The following is a 5,540-nucleotide window of genomic DNA, read 5'->3' as shown; positions in this document are numbered from 1 at the left end:
AGCCCACAGTGCGCGCAAGGTCGGGTCCTGGCTTAACCCTTTTGACTGATCTGCCATATATGTCCACAATCGGCTACGTAGTGCATCAGGCAGTGCATCAGGGTGTGTGCCCCAACCGCCGACCGCAGGGAGATCCCAGGACGATGACCATCACCCGCAGCCTCGTCGCCAGCAAGGTGCCATGAGCGCGGGCGCGCGCACCCTGCGGATTTGGCGACGGCGAGGCGTCATAGCCGCGGCCATCCCCGGCACCCCGGACGGTGTACTGCATGACACTGTCTGGGAGCTGGAGGGGGCCGGCACGGTGGGGACCGGCGTGCTCCCGAAGGGCCATCCCTATGGCGGGCCGCACGGTAAGCGGATCATCTGGGGGGAGGGCATCTGGCCAGCTGAGATCTCCCCGTCGTTCGGGGATCTGTCCTTGGCGTCGTCTCAAATCTCCCCGCGTGCCTACATTGAGCCGGTCAGCCTGGTGGTTTATAGTCCTGCCGGTGCCATCACCGGGTATATCAGTCAGCCAGGACGCCGGGGCAGTCTTTTCAAGGACTTAACGTCCGGGCTTCGCCGGGAGGCGAGCAAGGTTCTCATTGAGGCCGGTGACCGGGCGTGGTGGCTGCGGGCCGTGAAGATTTTTGGCGTACGGGTGACCCGCGCGAGCGGCGAGCCAGTTCTCGTCTCGAAGCGGCTGCACTTGGTTTTCATGGCCAACGCCGATGAGTTGGATATCAGCATCACGCTGTTGACCTTCACCGCGATCGGGAGCTCATTTTATGCGCCGATCCTGGGCCAGTAACGTGGCGGTGGAGGACAAAGAAGCAGCCCCGTGGCTTCCGGCCCGCAGGCTGGGCCGTTGACCGGCACCCCCGCTACCCCTGGTCCCGCTGTGCCGGTCGGCCCTCAGATTCCGGATGATGCCCTGGGCATTGCCGGCGCGCCGGCCAACTGGGATCCGGGCCGCCATCGCTTCCGCCTGACGCCCCGCCATCTGGCGGCTCTCGGGCAGCTGATCCATCCGGGCACGGTCGAGAATGAACTCCAATCGGATCTCGCGGCTCTTGCTGCGGCCGGAATCGTCGACGACGGGCTGGTGGTGCCGGCCGCCGTTGACCTGGTCCGGGCCTGGGCGGCACCGGACCTGCTGGTCCACGTCGAGACGAACGCGCCGAGTGGCATCCTCAGCCACGGTGTCGCGATTCGGGGTCGCATCGCCTGGACGGTGGAGGCCTGGCCGGGTAGTGATATCGGCGAGTACGCCCCGCTGGAACCGGCCTTGTTGGTTCCGGCCATGGCCCGGATGGTCGACCTTCGGCTGCCGCCGGTCGCCGCGTCCGGCGGCGAGGCCGCCCGCTGCGCGGTTTCTGTCCCGATGGCCTTCGTCGATCGGGCGTTCACGGCAGCAGACGCGGTGGGGGTCGCTGACCGGCCCGAAGCGATCACGATCATCCGCGAAGTCGGCCGTCGGTACCAGCCGCCGATCCGGGAGGCCGACATCACCCAGCTGGCCGTGGTGTTGTCCGGCTACAAGCTCTCCTGGCGGGTGACGGTCAGTTGGGATGGTGGGCCGGTTGCGCCGCCGGCGGCCCCCGGCGATGTGCAGTTGCGGTCGTTGGTCGTCATTGATGCCGGTCCGGCCGGGTTCTGGCGGCGGGAGACGCCGGCCGAGCCGCTGCGCGCCGAGGACATCGACCCTGAGACGGTGGTCCGGCTGGTGCCGGTCAGCGCAAAGGAGGTATGGGCTGGGCTGGTCGAGCTGCTGCCGGAATTGTCCGGGGAGCCAGAGCCTGCGCGGCCGTCCGACCGCGGCCACCGCCGTTGATTAAAGTTGTTCGTCTAGTCCCACCGGCCGCTCGGTCTACCCGTCGCTCAGGTAGATGTCGATGAGTTGCGCCGTAACACCGAGAAGCCGCTGGGCCCGTGGCGTCGCTATGACCGTTTGAACTCGCCCAGGTTCCGTGTCCGCGTCAAGGGGTTGGGTCAGCGGTTGGCGGCCCATCGGGCGATGTGTGCCGTGACGGTCTCGCGGTTGGTCCGGGGTCGGCGGGTCTGCCATATCTGGTGGGCGGCGGCGAGCTTGCCGGCGAGTTTGTCGATGAGGGCCTGTCGCTGGTCGGCGGGTAGCGGCGGGCCGGTGAGGAGTTTGGTGTATCGGACGGTGTCGACGATCGCGGACTTGACCCGTTCGTGGGCGAGGTAGACGGGAAGGTCTGTTTCCCAGCCGTCGCCGGGCGGGCCGGGCACGGCGTCCGTCCAGCGGCCGAGAAGTGTGTCGTGTTCGTCGGGTTGGTAGGCGATCTTGTGAAGATGAACGGCGAGGTCGTAGACGGGGTCGCCCCACAGCGCCAGCTCCCAGTCGAGGAAGTAGGTCCGCCCGTCCGAGAGGATCATGTTTTTGCGGTGGATGTCGGTGTGCAGGAGCCGGAACGGTCGGAGCCGCAGTCGTGCCCAGGCATGCTCGATCGTCGTGAGGGGTTCGGCGGGGATCCCGAGGTCGGCGAAGAGGCTGCCGAACTCGGGTAGGAAGCGGGCGTGGACGTCGGCGGTGACCGCGGACAGCCGGGCGGCGAAGGAGCCGGTGTCGCCGTCGTCGGGCCAGCCTGGCGGGGTGGCCGGTACGTGGTCGCGGGGAACGGCGCCGAGTTGCGCGAACAGGGTGGCGACGTCGTCGAGGACATGGGCCGGGACGCGGACGCCGCGTGGGGCGAGATCGTCGAGAAGCTGCCCGGCGATGAACTCGTGGACCTGGAAACGGGGGTTGTCCTGGGTGTGCAGGAGCCGGGGGGTGTGGGCGACCGTGCTTCGGATGGCGCGTAGTACCTCGGGTTCCCCCCAGATGGTGAGGTCCATGACGTCGCTTCCCGGAATGGGAATTCGGACGATCACAGGTCCGGTCGGGGTGTCGAGCCGGACGTTGTCGTTGTAGAAGCCGGCGGCGGCGTCGGTGCGTTCGAGCGCCGCCCGGTACAGCTCGTCGGGTTTCCAGACGTGGCCGGCGAGGAGTTCCGCGGTGTAGGCGCGGATGGGCTCTTCGATCGCGTCGAGGGTGTGCAGGGGCTGCACCGCCGCTCGGGCACGGTGCGCGGCGGCGGTGACGGCGGCGGTGACGGTGTTGTCGGTGACCCCGAGGTATTCCAGGGCGCAGGCGGCGAACAGGACGAAGGTGGGGTAGACGTCGGCGGCTTCGAGTTCCTCGACGGTCCGCCGTAGCGAGGTGACCGCTTGGTCCATCCGTCCTCGCCGGGCATGGAGCAGGCCGGTGTAGAGCTCGGCGCGTGCCTGGCCCGAACGGTAACCGGCCTGGTCGAGTACGTCGCAGGCGGTGCGCAGCGCGGTGTCGGCGGCATCGAGGTCGCCCAGGCGCAGCCGGGCGACGGCCAGCGCGGTGTAGGCCTTGCCGAGTTCGTGGCGGGTACCGATGTCACGGTGCACCTCGATGGCGCGGCCCGCCGCGTCTACCGCCTGGTGGGGCTCGACAAGGCAGAGCAGTTCGGCGCGGTTGGTCTCGAGGTCGGCCAGACCCAGGGCGCTGCCGGATGCCTCGTAGCAGGCGGTGGCTTCGTCGAGGTGGCGACGGGCGGTGTCGAAGTCGAAGGCGAACCGACCGGCGAGGTGACGGAGTCGGGCGACATCGCCCCGGAACTCGGCGTTGTCGGCGGGGGCGAGCGCGTCGAGGTCGGCGGCGAGGGCTTCGGCGTCGCGGAATCGGCCTTGCGCCATGTGCAGGTCGCAGGCCCACAGCCCCGCCTGTAACCGGGGTGTTCCGGTGGTCTGCTCCCACACGCGGATGAACAGGGCGAGGGCTTCGCGGGTGTTGCCCGCGATGCGCTGGCCGTGGCCGGCGGCGACCGCCAGCCGGGCGCCGACCGTCGAGGTGATGTCGGCCGCGGCGGCGGGAGCGACGGCGAGACGAACTGCGGTCGGGGCATCGCCGAACCGGACGGCGGTTTCGGCTTCGAGGCAGACCAGCGTCTCGGGCAGGTCGCCGAGGTCGCCGAGGTCGCCGAGGTCGCCAAGGTCATCCGAGGGCCGGAGCGCCAGCCGGTTGCGTAGGTCGTCGGTGAGCCCGGCGGCGGCGCTGTGGCCGCCGCGGCGTACGGCCCGGTCGGCGTAGTCGAGCAGCTGGGCGCCGCCGATGGTGGCGGCGGCCAGGCCGTGGAAGACCGCTTCGCGCAGCGCCCGGGCACTGGCAGGTCCGTCGTTCCCGGCGGCGAGGGAGTCGGCTCGTTCGTCCCACAGCGCGCGCAGGGCGGTGTGGACGTCGTGAACGACGGGGGGGGGAGACGGGTCGACAGCGCCGCGCCCATGAGCTGGTGGAAGCGCAGCGCGTCACCGGCGGGGTAGACGAAGGAGTACGAGGTCAGGGACTCCCAGGCGAGCCGGTCGCCGGGTAGGTGGAACCGCGCGGCCAGGAACCGGAAGACCTCGTAGTCGAACAGACGGGCCGGGCTGAGGACCTCGAGGGTTCGGATCTCGTCGGCGCTGACGTGCTCGAGGAACCGGGCGAGGATCTGCGACTGGGACACGGCCGCGCGGCCGGTGGCCGCGTCGGACTGCTGGTAGGTGTCGACGGCCAGGTGGAGGTAGAACGGCAGGCCGGCGCTCGCCTCGGCGACGGTGTGCCGATGGGCCGGGTCGGTGATGCCACCGGCTTCGAGCAGGTCGAGGCGGGCGGCCATCGGTAGGCCGCCGATGTCGCGGACCCGGACGGCGTCGGACCACTCAGGTTCGTCGGTCTCCCAGCGCAGCGGTTCACGGCTGGCGACGACGACCAGCCCGGCGTCCAGCTGGGCGCACAGGTCACGCAGCCAGCCGTCGGCCAGGTGCGCCCGCCCGGACCGGACCGGTGCCGGGACCAGCGCCTCGTAGCTGTCGACGAACAGCACGTACGGCTTTTCGGCGCTGCCGTCGCGCAGGTCCGCGGCGAAAAGGTAGGTCACGGCGTCTGCGAGGTCGCTGTTTGGCAGGTCGTCGAGGATCTGGAGAGTGTTGTCCCGTCGTACCTGCATCCGGCGGCGGACGTCTGAGGAGCCGCGTTCCAGAATCCGGATCAGGCCGCGTGCCGTGCCGAAGAACGGCAGGCCGGCGACCGTGTCGACGACGTCGGTGAGCATCGAACTGCCATCCAGGAACGGCAGTTCGGCTTTGTCCAGCCGCAGGTGTGGATGGAGGCGTTGCCACAGCACCGCGTAGGCGATGTCGAACCGATCGAAGTGGATACCCAGTGCGCCGATCTCACCCCGGAGCGCGGCGAGAGCGTCCTCCTGCTGGCGCAGCGCGGGTATCTGGAGATCGAGAGTCGCGGTGCGGTGGGCTTCGCGGGCACGGTCCTTCAGCTCGCGCAGGAGCCGGGATTTCCCGATGCCCCCGACTCCGGTGAGGTTCAGAATGCGCGGCCCGTCGCCGAGGCGCCCGAGCTCGGCGGCGAAAGCCTCGAGCACCGGTTCGCGGTCGACGAATTCACGTTGCAATGCGGCGACTCGACGGAACCTTGGCGCGGGGACCATGGCGCACTCCTGGCGTTATTCGGCTGTCGGAATTCCTGG

4 protein-coding genes are annotated in these 5,540 nt (G+C 69.5%); 2 read left to right on the top strand and 2 right to left on the bottom strand.

The features are described 5' to 3' along the window. Positions 1 to 181: 181 nt before the first annotated feature. Both U9980_RS20815 and U9980_RS20810 read left to right on the top strand, forming a co-directional pair. Positions 182 to 793 (top strand): hypothetical protein, encoded by a 612-nt coding sequence (locus tag U9980_RS20815; protein ID WP_322769459.1) that lies wholly within the window; start codon positions 182 to 184, stop codon positions 791 to 793. A gap of 30 nt (positions 794 to 823) precedes the next feature. Beyond that, entirely contained in the window at positions 824 to 1,816 is a 993-nt protein-coding gene (locus U9980_RS20810; RefSeq protein ID WP_322769458.1) for a hypothetical protein, read from the top strand. 158 nt (positions 1,817 to 1,974) lie between these two features. On the opposite strand, the gene U9980_RS20805 is transcribed toward U9980_RS20810, so the two are convergent. Both U9980_RS20805 and U9980_RS20800 read right to left on the bottom strand, forming a co-directional pair. Then, complete coding sequence (locus tag U9980_RS20805; protein ID WP_322769457.1) at positions 1,975 to 3,426, bottom strand: aminoglycoside phosphotransferase family protein; 1,452 nt, start codon at positions 3,424 to 3,426, stop codon at positions 1,975 to 1,977. 23 nt (positions 3,427 to 3,449) lie between these two features. Beyond that, entirely contained in the window at positions 3,450 to 5,501 is a 2,052-nt protein-coding gene (locus tag U9980_RS20800; RefSeq protein WP_322769456.1) for an AAA family ATPase, read from the bottom strand. Between the last annotated feature and the right edge of the window lie 39 nt (positions 5,502 to 5,540).

The sequence above is a fragment of the Protofrankia sp. Cr1 genome (assembly GCF_963555865.1).
In the GTDB taxonomy this organism is placed as follows: domain Bacteria; phylum Actinomycetota; class Actinomycetes; order Frankiales; family Frankiaceae; genus Protofrankia.
This window is presented reverse-complemented; position numbering and strand designations above follow the sequence as displayed.